Below are 17,528 nucleotides of genomic sequence, written 5' to 3'. Positions count from 1 at the left end.
TGGAGCGGGCTTGCTCGCCCCCACAGGAGTCAACACTCAGAATTGAAGAGAACCCTCATGAGCCACCTGACCATCGTCCCCTTAAGCTCCGCCCTCGGCGCACAGATCAGCGGCGTCGACATCAGCCAGCCGCTGAACCTGGAACAGCGTGACGCCATCGAGCAAGCGCTGCTCAAGCATCAGGTGCTGTTCTTCCGCGACCAACCGATCACGCCACAGCAGCAAGCGCGTTTCGCGGCCAATTTCGGTGACCTGCACATTCACCCGATCTACCCGAACGTGCCGGAACAACCAGAAGTTCTGATCCTCGACACCGCCGTCACCGACGTTCGGGATAACGCGATCTGGCACACCGACGTGACCTTCCTGCCCACCCCGGCGATGGGCGCGGTGCTCAGCGCCAAGCTGTTGCCGGAGTTCGGCGGCGACACCCTGTGGGCCAGTGGCATCGCCGCGTACGAGGCCTTGTCCGTGCCGATGAAAACCTTGCTCGAAGGGCTGACCGCCACCCACGACTTCACCCGTTCGTTCCCGATGGAACGCTATGGCAACACACCGCAGACGCTGGTGCAGTGGGAAGAAGCACGACGCAAGAATCCGCCGCTGTCGCATCCGGTGATCCGCACCCACCCGGTGAGCGGACGCCGCTCGCTGTTCGTCAACGAAGGCTTCACGTCGAAGATCAACGAGCTGGCGGAAACCGAGAGCGAAGCGATTTTGAAGTTCCTGTTCGCCCACGCCACCCGGCCGGAATTCACCATTCGCTGGCGCTGGCAGAAAGACGACATCGCGTTCTGGGATAACCGCGTGACACAACATTACGCGGTGGACGATTACCGGCCGGCGCGGCGGGTGATGCAGCGCGCGACGGTGTTGGGGGATGTGCCGTTCTTTAGGTGAGCCCTGATTTTTTCACTGATGTTAATGGCCTCATCGCGGGCAAGCCCGCGATGAGGCCAGAACAGGCACCGAAAAACCTGGCGCCCGAACACTTACTCAGCCGTCGAAGGCTTCTCCCACAAATTGATCCCGCCCTCCTGGGCAAAGCGGTCGATCTCTGCCAGTTCCTGCTCACTGAAACTCAGGTTCTTCAAGGCCCCAACGTTCTCGATAATCTGCTCCGGCCGGCTCGCACCGATCAGCGCCGAGGTCACGCGCGGGTCGCGCAGGGTCCAGGCCAGGGCCAGTTGCGCCAGACTTTGACCGCGACGCTTGGCGATCTCGTTGAGCGCACGCACATGGGCAATGTTGGCTTCCGACAAGTGCGAAGCCTGCAACGAACCACCGCCCGGACGGTTGACCCGCGCATCCTCCGGTACGCCGTTGAGGTACTTGTCGGTCAGCAAACCCTGGGCCAGCGGCGTGAACGCAATCACCCCCGTGCCGAGTTCGTCGGTGGTATCGAGCAGGTCTTTTTCCACCCAGCGATTGAGCAGGTTGTACGCCGGCTGATGGATCAGCAGCGGCACTTTCCACTCTTTGAGCAACGCCGCCATTTCGCGGGTCTTCACCCCGGAATAGGACGAGATGCCGATGTACAGCGCCTTGCCCTGTTGCACCGCGGTGGCGAGCGCACTGGCGGTTTCTTCCAGCGGGGTGTCCGGGTCGAAACGGTGGGAATAGAAAATGTCCACGTAGTCCACGCCCAGGCGTTGCAGGCTCTGGTCGAGGCTGGCCAGCACGTACTTGCGCGAACCGCCGCCCTGGCCGTAAGGCCCCGGCCACATGTCCCAACCGGCCTTGCTGGAGATGATCAACTCATCGCGGTATTGCTTGAAGTCTTCACGCAGCAAACGCCCGAAGTTGATCTCGGCGCTGCCGTAGGGCGGGCCATAGTTGTTGGCCAGGTCGAAATGGTTAATGCCCAGGTCGAACGCGGTGCGCAACAACGCACGCTGGGTATCGATCGGCGTGCTGTCGCCGAAGTTGTGCCACAGGCCCAGGGACAGCGCCGGCAGCACCAGCCCGCTGCGGCCCACGCGGCGGTAAGGAATGGAGTCGTAGCGGTTTTCGGCAGCGGTGTAAGTCATCGAATCCTCTCTTGTCTGTCTTGAAATCTGGTATCGACTGCTTCGCCAGTCGCACAGCATACGCTCAGACAAACGCCAAAAAACTCAAGATTCGATTAACTGCTGAAACGTTTCAAATTTCTTTCGTCGAACCTTATGCCGACAATTCGCGCAATGCTGCCGCCGCCAAAAAACCGGAACGCGAACTGTAGCGTTGGTCGCGCCTGACAGTCTGATCAATACGCTCAAGCAATTGCTCGGGCAGCGTTGCATTGAAACGCACCGACTTTCCGAAATAAGGCGTGATATCGAACTCCACCACCGCCCACACCCCACCGGCGTACTCTGGGTTATCAAGGTGAGCGTCGATCTCGCGAACCTGCGGCAATGGATCACCATCGGCAACCAGTCCTTCGTAATGCAGAGAAAGCGCCTCTTTCACGCTCTCGAGCGCTTGCGCCACCGTGCTACCGGCCGAGAAACAACCCGGCACATCCGGGACAATCACTCCGTAGTCCGAGTCGGCATCCTTGTGCAGAACAACCGGGAATTTCATCTTGATGAGTCCTTCATATGATGTGTCCCAGCAGGGACTTTCGTATCCAGTGACGGGCATCATTTCAGCCCCGCCTGTTTCAATATGCTGTTGATCGTTCCTTTCGGAAGATCCGAATCAGGATGTTTGACCGTCACTCTTCCGGCCTTGCAGGGATGCTTGTACTGATGATGGCTGCCCCTTACCGCAACCAGATACCAACCATCGCCCTCGATCATCCTGATCATTTCCCGACTTCGCATTTCCTTCGCCTTTTTCGACAGCAATCGCTGCGTACTTTAGGCAGAGTGAAACGATAACAATACACACAATACACACTCTGAAAGATAATAGTCAGTCCGACGGAGTCGACTTTGCTCTCGGACCGGCGGCTATCCCGCCCCCGCAAACACCTCCCCCAACCAATCCACAAACACACGAACCCGTGGCGACATGTGGCGGTTGTGGGGATAAAGCACTGACACCGGCATCGGCGGCGGTGGTGTCTCGGTGAGGACTTCCTTCACCAGGCCCTGGGCGATTTGCGTTTCCATCCGGTAGTGCGGGCACTGGATAAGCCCCAGCCCCGCAATCGCCGAGGCGGCGTAGATTTCTGCGCCAAACACCGAAATGGCGCCCTCGATGGCCACTTCCTTGAGCTCGCCCTCGACCATGAATTCGAACGGGAACAACTTGGCGGTGCTGCGGGAAACGTAGTTCACCGCCCGATGGTTTTTCAGGTCATCGAGGCTCTGCGGTTCGCCGTATTGGCGCAGGTAGGCCGGGCTGGCACAGGTGATCTGGCGCAGGCTGGCGACGCGTTTGCCGATCAGGGTCGAGTCGCTCAACGAGCCGGCGCGCAGCACGCAGTCGACGCCTTCGGCGATCAGGTCGACAAAACGGTCGGCCTCGCTGATCGACAGTTCGATGTCCGGGTATCGCGCCATGAATGGCGGCAGGGCCGGGATCACGAAGTGCCTGGCCAAAGTGCCGTGCAGGTCGACCCGCAAGCGGCCTTTCGGCGCCACGCCACGAAACGCCAGCTCAGCCTCTTCCAGCTCCGCCAGCAACTGCACGCAACGCGGGTAGTAGGCCTCGCCATCCAGCGTCGGCCGCACCTTGCGCGTGCTGCGCTCCAGCAAACGCGTGCCCAACCAGGCTTCGAATTGGTTCAGCGTGTGGGTCAGGGTTGCGCGCGGCAGGTTCAGGTCATCCGCCGCCAGGGTGAAGCTGCTGCGCTCATAAATACGCACGAACACCTTCATCGCTTTGACTTGATCCACACTGAACTCCTGACGCTCGATTGTTGGCGATTATTGAACAGTCAAGGCAACTCTCGTGCATTTATCGGCCTGAGTAAACATGTGAAATTGGCGCCACTCCCCCATCAACAGGAACCCTCGCCATGACTACCCAGACTTCGAAAGTTGCCATCGTGACCGGCGCCTCCCGCGGCATCGGCGCGGTCATCGCCAAACAGCTGGCCGGTGAGGGTTTTGCCGTCGCCATTAACTACGCCAACAGCGCCACCGAAGCGTCAAAACGGGTGGTGGAATTGCGTCAGGCCGGCCATCAGGCCATCGCGATCAAGGCGGATGTCGCCAACGCCGAGGACGTGCGCCGGATGTTCGATGAAACCGAAGCACAGCTGGGCAAGGTTGATGTGCTGGTCAACAACGCCGGCATTCTCAAGGTCATGCCGTTGGCGCAACACAGTGATGAACTGTTCGAGCAGACCTTCAACATCCACGCGCGCGGCACCTTCAACACCCTGCGTGAGGCGGCCACGCGCCTGAACGACGGCGGGCGGATCATCAACTTCTCCAGCAGTACCGTCGGCCTGAACCTGCCGGGTTACGCCGTGTACATCGCCAGCAAAGCGGCGGTGGAATCCCTGACCCAGGTGTTCGCCAAGGAAATGCGCGGTCGCAACATCACCGTCAATGCGGTGGCACCGGGCCCGGTGGCGACTGACCTGTTCCTGCACGGCAAGAGCGAAGAGCAGATCCAGACCTTCGCCAAAATGGCGCCACTGGAGCGCCTGGGTCAGCCGGAAGACATTGCCCGAGTGGTGTCGTTTCTGGTCGGGCCGGATTCGTCTTGGGTCAATGGGCAGATACTGCGGGTCAATGGTGGGTTGGTTTAAGCTGCTGTGGAGGCAGGCTAGACGCCTTCGCTGGCAAGCCAGCGAAGGCGGCCTCAAAAGCAGCACACCACTGGAGGAAACACCCGATGCACACCACCATCATCATCACCTTCGGCCTGATCCTCCTGGCGCTGATGCTGTTCATCGGCGAGAAAATCGGCTTCACCCGCCAGACCCTGGCCTACGGCTTTGTCGCGCTGTGGCTGGCGCTCACACTGATCAATTCCGCGGTCGGCATGGTTCACGCCGGCCAGCCATTGAGCACCGAAGTGGTGGTCGGCACCGTGGTATTCAGCGTCCCGGTGGCGGCGCTGGTGTTGTTCATGGTGCTGAGCAGCGAACCCTGAGCCCCCGATCAACGCACCAGATGCAGGAACTGCATGTGCCGTTCGTACTGATCAAGGATGTCGTTGATGATCTGCTCCTTGGTGTAGCCCACCAGATCGTAGTTCTGACTGCCCTCGCTCAAATGCACTTCGGCCCGGTAATAACGACGGTTGTTGAGCTCCTTGGAGCCCATGCCGCCCCGGGCAAATGACGGCGTGAAGTAGCCACGCATCTGCACCTGATAGATAAAGGGATGCTCGTCACCGTGACCGATTTCCAGGCTGACGTTGTCATTGGCCGGGTCCGGCTGCGTGACGACCTTCAGGCCCTTTTCGACGAACACCGCCGAGACTTCTTCAATGGCCGGGCGCACCGTCGAATCGAGGAAGCGATAGACCTCGTCCCGTGACGGGAAATGCACCGCCTGGCTCAAGCGCTGACGCCAGCCGCCACGCCGCGAGCCGGACACTGGCGCCAGGGAATGCAACTGTGCGATCTGCTTTTGCGATTCGAGATAAAACGCTTTGTGCAGCCCCCACATCATCAACAGCAAAATCAGCGAGAACGGCAGCGAAGTCAGCACCACCGCCGACTTCAGCGCATCGATGCTGCCGGAGAACAGCAGCGCACTGGTCACCAGCGCGGTCATCGCGCCCCAAAACACCCGCAGCCATTTCGGCCCGTCTTCGTCCGGGTTACCGCCCTTGGCGGAGAGCGTCGACAACACCACCGTGCCGGAGTCAGCGGAAGTCACGAAGAACACGAAGCTGATGAACACCGTGACCGCAATCACGGTTTTGCTCCACGGGTAGGTTTCCAGCAGCAGGTAAAGGGTCATCGACGGGTTATCGATGGCTGACATGCCCAGCGCACTCATGCCGTGGTTGAGCACCTGATCGATGGCGCTGTTGCCGAAGATCGACATCCACGCTAGGGTAAAACCGAGCGGGATCAACAGTACACCGAAGACGAATTCGCGGATGGTGCGGCCACGGGAAATCCGCGCGATGAACAAGCCCACGAATGGCGACCACGCAATCCACCAGGCCCAATAGAACACCGTCCAGCCGCCGAGCCAGTCACTGGGTTTGTCGTAGGCGTACAGATCGAAACTCTTCATCGGCAACGCGCCGAGGTAGTCGCCGATATTCTGGATCAAGGTATTGAGCAGGTGCTGCGTCGGGCCGGCGAACAACACGAACAGCAGCAACGCGCAGGCCAGCAGCATGTTGATGTCGGACATGACCCGCACGCCCTTGTCGACGCCGGAGACGGCAACGATGATCGCCGCCCCCATCATCAGGGTGATCAGGCCGACCTGAATCCACTGGGTGTGGGCGATGCCGAACAGGTAGTCCAGGCCCGAGTTGAGGTGCAGTACCCCAAAGCCCATGTCCGCACCGAGCCCGAACACCGTGGCGATGATGCCGAAGCCATCCACCGCGTAGCCGATCGGCCCGTTGATGCGCTTGCCAATCAGCGGATACAGCGCCGAACGCAGCGCCAGCGGCAGGTTATGGCGGTAGGCGAAATAGGCCAGCGCCATGCCGACGAAAGCGAACACACCCCAGCCGTGCAGGCCCCAGTGCAGGAACAGAATCTGCATCGCCTGACGCGCCGCATCCGCCGTGCCGGCCTCGCCTTGGGGTGGCTGCAGCATGTGGGTCAGCGGTTCGGACACACAGAAGAAAAACAGGGTGATGCTGATGCCGGCGGCGAACAACATGCCGGCCCAGGACAGGTAGCTGAACTCGGGCTCGTCGTGGTCGGCACCGAGCTTGATCTTGCCGTAGCCGGACAAGGCGGTGACCACCACGAAGACCAGATACAGCGTCATCGCCAGCATGTAGTACCAGCCGACCGTATTGGCCGCCCAGTTTTGCGCCGCCAGCAACCAGGCACCGGCCTGTTCAGGCAGGGCAATGACCACGACGCCGAACAGCAGAATGAAACTCGCCGCGAAGTAGAACACCGGCGGATTCATGCGGACCAGGCCGCTTGGAGGGAGGGACGATGCACTCATGAACGGTGCACCTCGAGGGGGTAAAACGTGGCTGTAGAAATCGGACTCAGCAAAGGCAAGCCTCCTGTTGTGAGCGGGCGGCGAACCACCGGTTTAACTTGAATGAGCGTTCAATTTAAACATGGATAGGGTGCTAAGGACTAATCACAGGGCTCGGCGGTCGTTTTCCTGTGCCCGTTCAAGGGAGGGTTTGAGGCAGGATTAAATCAAAGCCGTTAGCTCGATTTGGCATGAAATCCAATCGCGAACCAGCTCGCTTCCACCGTGGATATTCAGTGAACACCATGACCGTGAACACCCGAGAATCCTGTGGGAGCGAGCTGGCTCGCGATGAGGGCCTGTCAGTCAGCCAGGCTTTCTGGAATTACTTCTGCGCCCCATCGTCATGCTGCAGATTCGCCTGAGTCACGTTGCTGCCCGCCGGCACGCTGCGGGTCAGCCAGACGTTGCCGCCAATGGTCGACCCCTTGCCGATGGTGATCCGCCCCAGAATCGTCGCGCCGGCATAGATCACCACGTCATCCTCGACAATCGGGTGACGCGGCTGGCCCTTCTGCAACTGACCGTCTTCGTCCGCCGGGAAGCGCTTGGCGCCCAGGGTCACGGCCTGATAAATCCGCACGCGCTCGCCAATGATGGCGGTCTCGCCGATGACTACGCCTGTCCCGTGGTCGATGAAAAAACTGCGACCGATTTGCGCGCCGGGGTGAATGTCGATGCCGGTGGCCGAGTGGGCGATTTCCGCACTGATCCGCGCCAGCAACGGCAACCCGGCGCGATACAAATGGTGGGCCAGGCGATGGTGAATCACCGCCAGAATCCCCGGATAGCACAGCAATACTTCATCGACGCTGCGCGCCGCCGGGTCACCGTGATAGGCGGCCAGAACGTCGGTGTCCAGCAGGCTGCGCAACCCCGGCAATGCGAGGGCGAAGTCCTGGATGATCTGGAGGGTCCTGGCCTCGACCTCGGTGTCGACCTGGGCGCTGTGGCGCGCGGCATAGCGCAATTCGAGCCGTGCCTGAGCCAGCAAGGCGTTCAAGGCGACGTCGAGGGTATGGCCGACGTAGAAGTCTTCACTTTCCTCGCGCAGGTCCACCGGCCCCAGGCGCATCGGAAACAGCGCGCCGCACAGGGCTTCGAGAATCTCCGCCATGGCGGCGCGGGACGGCAACTCGCGCCCTCCCTGCTCGGTGCTGGCACGGCCGTTTTGCGCGCGCCACTGCTCACGTGCCGTGCGCAGCTGGCTGACGATGCTCTGCAATTGCCAATGGCTGGAACGCTCACTCACGGTAAAAACTCCTCTCGGGCGGCCGGACAGTCTGGCCGCGTCACCGGCAATTACTGTAAGGCAAGGTCTGCGAGCCAAATTAAGAACCAATTGTGCTGTGTTAAGCACTGTTGGCTATAAGCGATTGGAGGCTGGCGGTTGCCCCTTCAAATAGGCGTGCCTATAGTCCACACATCTCCCACCGCCAGTACGGAACCATGTTCAATCAAGAGCCGTTCAATCAAGCGCCGATCAAACAACAGCTTGCTCGCTTTAACCGTCTCGACCTGCTCGGTCAGCCCACCGCCCTGGAAAAACTCGAACGCCTGTCGACCTGGCTAGGGCGCGACGTCTATGTCAAACGCGATGACCTGACACCCCTGGCCATGGGCGGCAACAAGCTGCGCAAACTCGAGTACCTGGCCGCCGATGCCCTGGCGCAAGGTGCCGACACCTTGATCACCGCAGGCGCGATTCAGTCCAACCATGTGCGCCAGACCGCCGCCATTGCCGCCAAACTGGGCCTGGGCTGTGTAGCGCTGTTGGAAAATCCCCTCGGCACCGACGACGCCAACTACCTCGGCAATGGCAATCGGCTGTTGCTGGACCTGTTCGATGCCAAGGTCGAGCTGGTGGAAAACCTCGACAATGCCGACGAGCAATTGCACGCCCTGGCCGCTCGCTTGCGCAGCAATGGCAAAAAACCGTATCTGGTGCCGATTGGCGGCTCCAATGCGCTGGGTGCCCTGGGTTATGTGCGTGCCGGGTTGGAACTGGCGGAACAGATCAAGGACACCGGCCTGAATTTCGCCGCCGTCGTCCTGGCCTCCGGCAGCGCCGGAACCCACAGCGGCCTGGCATTGGCCCTGAGTGAAGCACTGCCGGATTTGCCAGTTATTGGCGTCACGGTCTCCCGTAGCGATGAGGACCAGCGACCGAAGGTACAGGGCCTGGCCGAGCGCACCGCCGAGTTGCTCGGCGTGAGCCTGCCGAAGAGCTTCAAGGTCGAGTTGTGGGACGAGTATTTCGCGCCGCGCTACGGCGAACCGAATGCCGGGACACTGGCCGCAGTGAAGCTGGTGGCGAGTCAGGAAGGCCTGCTGCTCGACCCGGTCTATACCGGAAAAGCCATGGCCGGGTTACTGGATGGCATCGGTCGTCAACGCTTCGATGAAGGCCCGATCATCTTCCTGCACACCGGTGGGGCGCCGGCGTTGTTTGCCTATAAGGACTTTCTGTAACCGTGAAGAGCAAAAGATTGCAGCCGCAGGCTGTGATCTTTTTCACGACGCGCAAATATTCCTTTAGGGAATAACAAAAATATTATTGATTATTTTCTAATCTAATAACGCCATCATATAGTCATACCCCAGGCGAATTTGCAGCAAGACGCATACGCTGCTTTAGGGCAGGATATCGCAGTCGTTCAAATCCCGAATTCGCCAACTTTCCTGAAGCGTCTTCCATAAGAAACCATAGGGGCTTGTCATGAATTTTTCCGCACTACGTCGAAATCTGCTGGTGGGTTCACTGGGCCTGGCGCTGGGCGTCGGCCTGCTGGGACAAGCGGTTGCCGGTGAGCAACTGCAAAAAATCAAGGACGCTGGCGTGATCAACGTCGGTCTGGAAGGCACCTACCCGCCGTTCAGTTTCGTCGACGCCGACGGCAAATTGACCGGCTTCGAAGTCGAGTTCTCCGAAGCCCTGGCCAAAGAGCTGGGCGTCAAGGTCAAACTGCAACCGACCAAATGGGACGGCATCCTCGCGGCGCTGGAATCCAAGCGTCTGGACGCCGTGATCAACCAGGTGACCATCTCCGAAGAACGCAAGAAGAAGTATGACTTCTCCGAGCCTTACACCGTTTCCGGGATTCAGGCGCTGACCCTGACCAAGAACAAGGACACCATCAAGACCGCCGCCGACCTGGCCGGCAAGAAAGTCGGCGTAGGCCTGGGCACCAACTACGAAGCGTGGGTGAAAGAGAATGTGCCCAAGGCTGACGTCCGTACCTACGAAGATGACCCGACCAAGTTCCAGGACCTGCGTGTCGGCCGTATCGACGCCATCCTGATCGACCGCCTCGCCGCGCTGGAATACGCCAAGAAAGCCAAGGACACTTCTGCCGCCGGCGAAGCCTTCTCCCGCCAGGAAGCCGGCATTGCCCTGCGCAAAGGCGAGCCTGAACTGTTGGCCGCCGTGAACAAAGCCATCGACAAGCTGCGCGCCGACGGTACGCTGAAAAAGCTTTCGGAAAAATACTTCAGCGCTGACGTCACTCAATAATGGAAGAAGCTTTTCAACTCGCACTGGACTCCCTGCCCTTCCTGCTCAAGGGGGCCTACTACACGGTCGTCTTGAGCCTGGGCGGGATGTTCTTCGGCCTGGTGATGGGCTTCGGCCTGGCACTGATGCGCCTGTCGCGCTTCAAACTGGTGAGCTGGATCGCCCGCATCTACGTGTCGTTCTTTCGCGGCACGCCGTTGCTGGTGCAACTGTTCGTGATCTATTACGGCTTGCCGCAATTGGGCATGGAACTCGATCCGCTGCCGGCGGCCATGATCGGCTTCTCGCTGAACATGGCCGCCTACGCCTGTGAAATCCTGCGTGCCGCGATCAGCTCCATCGAGCGCGGCCAGTGGGAAGCGGCTGCCAGTATCGGCATGACCCGTGCGCAGACCCTGCGCCGGGCCATCCTGCCGCAGGCGATGCGCACCGCATTGCCGCCGCTGGGCAACAGCTTCATTTCACTGGTCAAGGACACCGCCCTGGCAGCCACCATTCAGGTGCCGGAGCTGTTCCGTCAGGCGCAACTGATCACCGCCCGTACCTTCGAAGTGTTCACCATGTATCTGGCCGCCGCGCTGATCTACTGGATTCTGGCCACGGTGCTGTCGCACCTGCAGAACCAGCTGGAAGCCCGGGTCAATCGGCACGACCAGGAGTCCTGACCCCATGATTGTCGTGGAAAAACTGACAAAGCAGTTCAAGGGTCAAGTCGTGCTCAACGGCATCGATTTGCAAGTGAAGGAAGGTGAGGTCGTGGCGATCATCGGGCCGAGCGGCTCGGGCAAGACCACGTTCCTGCGTTGCCTGAACTTCCTGGAAGAACCCACCAGCGGCCGGATCAAGGTCGGCGATATCGAGATCGATACCAGCCGCCCGTTGAACCAGCAACAAGGCCTGGTGCGCCGTCTGCGCCAGCATGTGGGCTTCGTGTTCCAGAACTTCAACCTGTTCCCCCATCGCACCGCCCTGGAAAACGTCATCGAAGGCCCGATCATCGTCAAGAAGGTCCCGCACGCCGACGCCGTGGCCCTGGGTAAAAAGCTGTTGGCCAGGGTCGGCCTGGCGGGCAAGGAAGACGCCTACCCGCGCCGCCTTTCGGGCGGTCAGCAACAGCGCGTGGCGATTGCCCGTGCGCTGGCGATGGAACCTGAAGTGATCCTGTTCGACGAACCGACCTCGGCGCTCGACCCGGAGCTGGTAGGCGAAGTGCTCTCGACCATTCGCAGCCTGGCCGAGGAAAAACGCACCATGGTCATCGTCACCCACGAAATGGGCTTCGCCCGCGACGTGGCCAATCGCGTGGTGTTTTTCGACAAGGGCGTGATCGTCGAACAAGGCGAAGCAAAGGCGCTGTTTGCCCACCCTAAAGAAGAACGCACGAAACAATTTCTCAGCAAGTTTCTGAATAACTCACACAACTAAAAATCCTCGCAACAATCGCCAACTTCCAAGGAAGGAAGTTGCACCCCTCAATCAGCACCCCATTCACACACAAATAAACCGCACAAACAATAGACCGATTTTTGTCAGCGCGCGGGGTACATATATATATCCCGAAACAGACTCAATACGTCTGCAACCCAGGAACGACCAGGCCACCAACCACCTTACCCCCATGGCCTTAAGCCGCGTAAACTCTGGCCTTCATAGTCAATTTCGACGCACCAATAGCGTTTATTAACTGCACTGCGTAGGAACTTTCTGAATAACAGATGATTTTGTATTTAACCAACTAACTCTATTGACACTTATTCAAGCGAACTCGTATCTAGTCTCCCACCGGCGTCACTCATCACGCTCACTCATTATTTCAACTCAAAAGTAATGAACGGTTTTGCTGTTCGAAATTCACTTTCCCGATTTTTAAGAAATGGACTTCGCTGCAAGACTTCAAGGAGACTTAAATGGCAACTACCTCGAACACAACCGAGCTGGCGGCACCGACCCTGGCGCAATCCCACAAGACCGGCATCAACATCACCTCGGCCGCGCATCTGCTGATCCAGGTGCCGTCCTACACCGCAATGGACGAAGGCGACCTGATCGAACTGTTCTGGAATCACTGCTACGTCACTTCCCGGGTGCTGACATCCGCCGATATCGGCCACCCCGTTCAGCTGCGCGTGCCCGAGAGCTTCATCGCCAATGGCAGTTCGGGCATCCACTACCGGGTCATGCAGGTGGGCCGAAGTCCGGTCATGTCGGCCACCCGCCACGTGCAGATCAAACTCGACTGCCCCGGTGGCCAGCCCTGCGCCTTGTATGGCGACGAAATACAGAGCCTGGCACCCGTGAGCATTCCCGAGACGATTCGCCGTCAGGGGGTCAATCCTAGCCAGGTCAAACGGGGTGTACCGCTCACCATCGAGCCGTACATGAACATGGCGGTCGACGACGAAATCACCCTGCGCTGGGGCGATGTACGCATGGACCTGCCCCGGCTGAAAGCCAGCGACGTGGGTCAACCGATCCAGGTCTGGGTGCCGCCGGCGATCATCCTCGAAGCCGGCGAAGACCTGCGCCTGGAAGTGACGTACTGCATCCTCGACCGCGTGGGCAACAACTCGCGCTGGGCGCCGGCGCGAACGCTGAAGATTGGTTGCGCCAACCCTTACCTCAAAGTCCCGAAGAAAGAACCCCTCAAAGCAGCCGAACCCCGCAGGCGATGAGCAATTTGCTCCTTGCGCGGCGCTTTTCTGTAGAAGCAAGGCTTGCCCGCGATAGCGATCTGGCGGGCGCTATCGCGGGCAAGCCTTGCGCCTGGAAAAAGCCAAATTCAGCCTTGAACTGTTGCCCCAGAAACAACTGTTGCCCCATGAACAGTGCGTGATGACACACTTCTATATATATTCCTAAAAGTTAGTTCAAAACTTATTTATAAACGCTTAGGGTATATACACCGGACCACCGGACATTCTTGTTTTCGTTCGCCGCACACCGCGGCGTTTCCATGAGATGCGAGGTAGGTATGGTCCGGAACACAATCACCCCAGTGCAGATCGCCAGGGCATTGCGTGCAGCCAAGGAGTGGCGCTGATGTCCAGTCTGGCAGATGCAATTGTCCAGAGTGATCTGGACGTCGCCCCCCGTTTGTTGCCCGCGCAGGTGTTGCACAACGACGCACAAGCGATCGAGGCCGCCCATGAGTTGGCGCAAGTCGCCCGCCTGCAGGCCGCCAAACGCGACCAGCAGCGCAAGCTGCCATGGTCGGAAATCGAACAGTTCACCCGCAGCGGCCTGGGCAGCATTGCCATCCCGCGCGAGTACGGTGGCCCGCAGGTTTCGTTCGTCACATTAGCCGAGGTGTTCGCGATCATTTCCGCGGCAGACCCGGCCCTCGGACAGATTCCGCAGAACCAGTTCGGCATCCTCAACCTGGTGTTGGGCAGCGCCACCGAAGCGCAGAAAAAACAGATCTTCAAAAGCGTGCTCGACGGCTCGCGCATCGGCAATGCCGGCCCTGAACGCGGCAGCAAAAACACCCTGGAACTCAAGGCGCGCATCACCGCCGACGGCGATGGTTATGTCCTCAACGGGCAGAAGTTTTACTCCACCGGCGCGCTGTTCGCGCATTGGGTCGCGGTCAAGGCGCTCAATGACGACGGCAAGCAAGTGCTGGCCTTCGTGCGTCGCGGCACACCGGGGCTGCGCATCGTCGATGACTGGTCCGGTTTCGGCCAGCGCACCACCGCCAGCGGCACCATTTTGCTCAACAACATGCGGGTCGATGCCGAGCAGGTGGTGGACAACTGGAAGATCAATGAAAAGCCCAATACCCAGGGCGCCGTCTCGCAGCTGATTCAAGCCGCCATCGACGCCGGTATCGCCCGTGGCGCCCTCGACGACGCCATCGAATTCGTGAAAACCCGTGCCCGGCCATGGATCGACGCCCAGGTCGACCGGGCCAGCGATGACCTGTACGTGATCGCCGACATCGGCAAACTGAAAATCGAACTGCACGCCGCCGAAGCCCTGCTGCGCAAGGCCGGGCAGGTGCTCGATCAGGTCAGCGCCGCGCCGCTCACCGCCGAGTCCGCCGCCCGCGCCTCGATCGCCGTGGCCGAAGCCAAAGTGCTGACCACCGAAATTTCGCTGCAGGCCAGCGAAAAGCTGTTCGAACTGGCCGGCAGCCGCGCCACCCTCGCCGAGTTCAACCTCGACCGCCACTGGCGCAACGCCCGGGTGCACACGCTGCATGACCCGGTGCGCTGGAAATACCACGCCGTTGGCAGCTACCACCTGAACGGCACCTTGCCGGCTCGCCATTCCTGGATTTAACGACCAGACATCTGGAGAAACACATGACCCTTTCTCAACACGTCGCGGTCATCACCAGCGATGAGCAAGCCCTGATTGTCGCCAGCGACCTGGCCGAAGACTTCAAACGCGACAGCGCCCTGCGTGATCGTGAACGCCGTTTGCCACACCCGGAACTGGAAGTATTTTCCCGCTCGGGCCTGTGGGGCATCAGCGTGCCCAAAGAATACGGCGGCGCCGGGGTTTCCAACGTCACCCTGGCCAAAGTCATCGCCCTGATCGCCCAAGCGGACAGCTCGCTGGGGCAGATCCCGCAGAACCATTTCTACGCCCTCGAAGTGCTGCGTGTGAACGGCAGCCCCGAGCAGAAAAAACGCCTGTACGCCGAAGTGCTGGCCGGTCAGCGCTTCGGCAATGCCCTCGCCGAACTGGGCACCAAAACCGCCCACGACCGCGTCACCCGCCTGACCCCTGATTTACAGGGAGAGCGCGACGGCTATCGCATCAACGGCCGCAAGTTCTACGCCACCGGGGCCATCTACGCACAACGCATTCCGACGTCCGTTGTGGATGAAAACGGCGTGCAACAACTGGCGTTCGTCCCGCGCAACAGCAAAGGCCTGACCGTGATCGACGACTGGAGCGGCTTCGGTCAGCGCACCACCGGCAGCGGCTCGGTGGTGTTCGAAGACGTGTTTGTCGCCGCCGAAGACGTGATCCCGTTCCAGAGCGCTTTCGAGCGCCCGACCCCGGTCGGCCCGCTGGCGCAGATTCTCCACGCCGCCATCGACACGGGCATCGCCCGCGCGGCCTATGAAGATGCGCTGCACTTCGTGCGCACCAAAACCCGGCCGTGGATCGACGCCACCCACGAAAAAGCCACCGACGACCCGCTGACGATCAAAAGCTTCGGCCACTTGAGCATTCGTCTGCACGCCGCCGAAGCCCTGCTGGAACGTGCCGGTGAATTTCTCGACCAGGCCCAGGCCGACACCCACGCCGAGACCGTCGCTGCCGCGTCGATTGCCGTCGCCGAAGCCCGCGCCCTCAGCACCGAAATTTCCCTGGCCGCTGGCAGCACCCTGTTCGAACTGGCCGGCAGCCAGGCAACCCTGGCCGAACACGGTCTGGATCGCCACTGGCGCAACGCGCGCGTGCACACCCTGCACGACCCGGTGCGCTGGAAGTACCACGCGGTGGGCAACTACTACCTCAACGATGAAAACCCGCCGCTACGGGGGACCATCTGATGGCCAGGAAAAAGATCCTGCTCAACGCGTTCAACATGAATTGCATCGGGCACATCAACCACGGTTTGTGGACCCATCCGCGGGACACCTCGACCCAATACAAAACCATCGAATACTGGACCGAACTGGCGCAGTTGCTGGAACGCGGGCTCTTCGACGGCTTGTTCATCGCCGACATCGTCGGCGTCTACGACGTCTACCAGCAGTCAGTGGACGTCACGCTCAAAGAGTCGATCCAGTTGCCGGTCAACGACCCGTTGCTGCTCGTCTCGGCCATGGCCGCCGTGACCAGAAACCTCGGCTTCGGCCTCACCGCCAACCTCACCTACGAACCGCCGTACCTGTTCGCCCGGCGCATGTCGACCCTGGATCACCTGAGCCGTGGCCGGGTGGGCTGGAACATCGTCACCGGCTACCTCGACAGCGCCGCCAAGGCCATGGGCCTGAGCGAACAGGTCGAACATGACCGCCGCTACGACCAGGCCGACGAATACCTGGAGGTGCTCTACAAACTCTGGGAAGGCAGCTGGGAAAACGGCGCCGTACTCAACGATCCCCGGCAACGGATCTACGCGCAGCCCGAGAAAGTGCACAAGGTCGAGCACAAGGGCGAGTTCTATCAGGTCGAGGGTTACCACCTCTGCGAGCCGTCGCCGCAACGCACGCCGGTGCTGTTCCAGGCGGGCAGTTCCGATCGCGGCTTGCTGTTCGCCGGGCGCCATGCCGAGTGCGTGTTCATCAGCGGCCAGAACAAACCGTCGACCAAAGTGCAGGTGGACAAAGTCCGCGCCAGCGCCGTCGAAGCCGGGCGCAACCCCGAGGACATCAAGGTGTTCATGGGGTTGAACGTGATTGTCGGCGAAACCGAAGAACTGGCCTGGAACAAGCACGCCGAGTACCTGAGCTACGCCAGCGCCGAAGCGGGCGTGGCGCATTTTTCCGCGTCCACCGGGATCGATTTTTCCGAGTACGCCATCGACGAACCGATCCAGTACGTGAAAAGCAACGCGATCCAGTCGGCCACCAAAAACCTGCAAAACAACGACTGGACCCGACGCAAATTGCTCGAACAACACGCCCTCGGCGGCCGCTACATCACCGTGGTCGGTTCACCGCAGCAAGTGGCCGATGAGCTGGAATCGTGGATCGCCGAAACGGGGCTGGACGGCTTCAACCTGACGCGGATCGTCACGCCGGAAAGCTACGTGGACTTCATCGATCTGGTGATCCCCGAGCTGCAACGCCGAGGCTCGTACAAGACCGCCTACGACAACGGCAGCCTGCGCGAAAAGCTGTTTCACGCAGAGGCGCATTTGCCTGAGCAGCACACGGGCTCAGCCTACCGACGCTAAAAGCATCGCTGGCAAGCCAGCTCCCACAGGGTTTTGTGAACGCCACAGACCCACTGTGGGAGCTGGCTTGCCA

General features: G+C 60.3%; 17 protein-coding genes. 11 read left to right on the top strand and 6 right to left on the bottom strand.

All coding sequences use genetic code 11. The features are described from left to right. The first annotated feature begins 57 nt into the window (after positions 1-57). Positions 58-900: a taurine dioxygenase gene (tauD, locus tag AC1Q6D_RS28180; protein ID WP_103406048.1), complete on the top strand. Its 843-nt coding sequence runs from the start codon at positions 58-60 to the stop codon at positions 898-900. Between the two features lie 92 nt (positions 901-992). Here tauD and mgrA read toward each other — a convergent pair whose 3' ends face one another. The 4 genes from mgrA to AC1Q6D_RS28160 form a co-directional block, all read right to left on the bottom strand. Next, on the bottom strand, positions 993-2,030 hold the full coding sequence (mgrA, locus tag AC1Q6D_RS28175; RefSeq protein WP_103406049.1) for an L-glyceraldehyde 3-phosphate reductase: 1,038 nt from the start codon (positions 2,028-2,030) through the stop codon (positions 993-995). Positions 2,031-2,163: 133 nt separating this feature from the next. Continuing rightward, a complete protein-coding gene (locus AC1Q6D_RS28170) occupies positions 2,164-2,628 on the bottom strand; it encodes a type II toxin-antitoxin system HicB family antitoxin (protein WP_371919935.1) in 465 nt (154 codons plus the stop codon). After that, on the bottom strand, positions 2,625-2,807 hold the full coding sequence (locus AC1Q6D_RS28165) for a type II toxin-antitoxin system HicA family toxin (protein ID WP_103406051.1): 183 nt from the start codon (positions 2,805-2,807) through the stop codon (positions 2,625-2,627). Before AC1Q6D_RS28165 ends, AC1Q6D_RS28170 begins: the two co-directional genes overlap by 4 nt. 129 nt (positions 2,808-2,936) lie before the next feature. Continuing rightward, positions 2,937-3,827 carry a LysR family transcriptional regulator gene (locus AC1Q6D_RS28160; RefSeq protein WP_103406052.1) on the bottom strand — a complete coding sequence of 297 codons (891 nt, stop codon included), beginning with the start codon at positions 3,825-3,827 and terminating at the stop codon, positions 2,937-2,939. A 122-nt stretch (positions 3,828-3,949) separates the two neighbouring features. Here AC1Q6D_RS28160 and AC1Q6D_RS28155 point away from each other — a divergent pair, with 122 nt between their 5' ends. Together AC1Q6D_RS28155 and AC1Q6D_RS28150 are read left to right on the top strand one after the other, a co-directional pair. Beyond that, the gene (locus tag AC1Q6D_RS28155) at positions 3,950-4,690 is read left to right on the top strand and encodes an SDR family oxidoreductase (RefSeq protein ID WP_103406053.1); all 741 of its coding nucleotides are present in this window, start codon (positions 3,950-3,952) and stop codon (positions 4,688-4,690) included. An 86-nt stretch (positions 4,691-4,776) separates the two neighbouring features. After that, positions 4,777-5,037, top strand: a complete 261-nt coding sequence (locus AC1Q6D_RS28150) for a hypothetical protein (RefSeq protein ID WP_047536197.1) — start codon at positions 4,777-4,779, stop codon at positions 5,035-5,037. 8 nt (positions 5,038-5,045) lie between these two features. Here the strand turns inward: AC1Q6D_RS28150 and betT are convergent, their stop codons facing one another. Both betT and epsC read right to left on the bottom strand, forming a co-directional pair. Beyond that, complete coding sequence (gene betT, locus AC1Q6D_RS28145) at positions 5,046-7,001, bottom strand: choline transporter BetT (RefSeq protein WP_167361840.1); 1,956 nt, start codon at positions 6,999-7,001, stop codon at positions 5,046-5,048. Between the two features lie 403 nt (positions 7,002-7,404). Beyond that, positions 7,405-8,331, bottom strand: coding sequence for a serine O-acetyltransferase EpsC (gene epsC, locus AC1Q6D_RS28140; RefSeq protein WP_103406054.1), 927 nt, complete (start codon positions 8,329-8,331; stop codon positions 7,405-7,407). A 197-nt stretch (positions 8,332-8,528) separates the two neighbouring features. On the opposite strand from epsC, the gene AC1Q6D_RS28135 reads away from it, so the two are divergent. The 8 genes from AC1Q6D_RS28135 to AC1Q6D_RS28100 all read left to right on the top strand — a co-directional run bounded on the left by AC1Q6D_RS28135 (position 8,529) and on the right by AC1Q6D_RS28100 (position 17,455). Beyond that, the gene (locus AC1Q6D_RS28135) at positions 8,529-9,551 is read left to right on the top strand and encodes a D-cysteine desulfhydrase (protein ID WP_103406055.1); all 1,023 of its coding nucleotides are present in this window, start codon (positions 8,529-8,531) and stop codon (positions 9,549-9,551) included. Between the two features lie 247 nt (positions 9,552-9,798). After that, positions 9,799-10,593, top strand: a complete 795-nt coding sequence (tcyJ, locus tag AC1Q6D_RS28130; protein WP_090327831.1) for a cystine ABC transporter substrate-binding protein — start codon at positions 9,799-9,801, stop codon at positions 10,591-10,593. Next, positions 10,593-11,258 (top strand): cystine ABC transporter permease, encoded by a 666-nt coding sequence (gene tcyL / locus AC1Q6D_RS28125; protein WP_103406056.1) that lies wholly within the window; start codon positions 10,593-10,595, stop codon positions 11,256-11,258. The genes tcyJ and tcyL overlap by 1 nt, the downstream gene beginning before the upstream one ends. A gap of 4 nt (positions 11,259-11,262) precedes the next feature. Beyond that, positions 11,263-12,018, top strand: coding sequence for an L-cystine ABC transporter ATP-binding protein TcyN (tcyN, locus tag AC1Q6D_RS28120; RefSeq protein ID WP_103406057.1), 756 nt, complete (start codon positions 11,263-11,265; stop codon positions 12,016-12,018). Positions 12,019-12,500: 482 nt separating this feature from the next. Continuing rightward, complete coding sequence (locus tag AC1Q6D_RS28115) at positions 12,501-13,265, top strand: hypothetical protein (RefSeq protein ID WP_103406058.1); 765 nt, start codon at positions 12,501-12,503, stop codon at positions 13,263-13,265. A gap of 367 nt (positions 13,266-13,632) precedes the next feature. Continuing rightward, complete coding sequence (locus AC1Q6D_RS28110; RefSeq protein ID WP_103406059.1) at positions 13,633-14,874, top strand: SfnB family sulfur acquisition oxidoreductase; 1,242 nt, start codon at positions 13,633-13,635, stop codon at positions 14,872-14,874. Between the two features lie 23 nt (positions 14,875-14,897). Beyond that, positions 14,898-16,103: an SfnB family sulfur acquisition oxidoreductase gene (locus AC1Q6D_RS28105; RefSeq protein ID WP_047536172.1), complete on the top strand. Its 1,206-nt coding sequence runs from the start codon at positions 14,898-14,900 to the stop codon at positions 16,101-16,103. After that, positions 16,103-17,455 carry an LLM class flavin-dependent oxidoreductase gene (locus AC1Q6D_RS28100; protein WP_103406060.1) on the top strand — a complete coding sequence of 451 codons (1,353 nt, stop codon included), beginning with the start codon at positions 16,103-16,105 and terminating at the stop codon, positions 17,453-17,455. Before AC1Q6D_RS28105 ends, AC1Q6D_RS28100 begins: the two co-directional genes overlap by 1 nt. Positions 17,456-17,528 lie beyond the last annotated feature (73 nt).

Source organism: Pseudomonas sp. MT92 (assembly GCF_058792515.1).
Note: the sequence above shows the minus strand (reverse complement) of the source record. Positions and strands in the feature narration are given on the sequence as shown.